Genomic DNA, 591 nt, shown 5'->3' on the forward strand with positions numbered 1-591 from the left:
CTTTAAGCGTTTTGATGTAGAGTCTTACCCTAAGTTTGACAATTATGACAAAGACGGTGTGATTCGACATAAAGGGAACGAGCGCACAGATAACTGGGTATTTGATACCGCGTACTTAGACGTAACAACCAACTTCTCTTTGTTGGGTACAGAAAATACGTTTTTGGTGGGGGCAAACTACCTCGACTACAAATACGACCGCTTTATGGCTTTCCATGCAGGAGAGGATGTTGCGGCAGGCACGACAGTTACTCGTCCTGGAACCGTACGCTCGAAAAAATCCCCAAGACGCGAGCATGACACTTGGGGGATTTACGCGCAAAACATGATGACGATTAACGATTACTGGCAAGTACTTGCGGGTGCTCGTTATGACGAAAAGCGTGAAGATTCGCTAACAGAGAACCAAGTTTCTCCAAAGTTAGGTGTGATTTTCCACCCGACATCGAATGGTTCGATTTACGTGCAATACTCTGAGAGTTTTATGCCGCAAGGTGAAGTCAGCAACGGTAGTCGTACTTACATCAATGATGGTGAGAAACTCGACGCTGAGCGTGGTATCTCTTACGATAGTTGTACGAAGTGTGAGCT

The 591-nt window shown here is 45.7% G+C and carries 1 pseudogene; it reads left to right on the forward strand.

Annotation, left to right across the window (positions count from 1 at the left end):
* Window positions 1-591 (forward strand): annotated as a pseudogene (peuA, locus tag R7044_RS26745) (TonB-dependent siderophore enterobactin receptor PeuA); the annotation flags it as partial.

It is taken from the genome of Vibrio sp. 1402, from assembly GCF_033340275.1.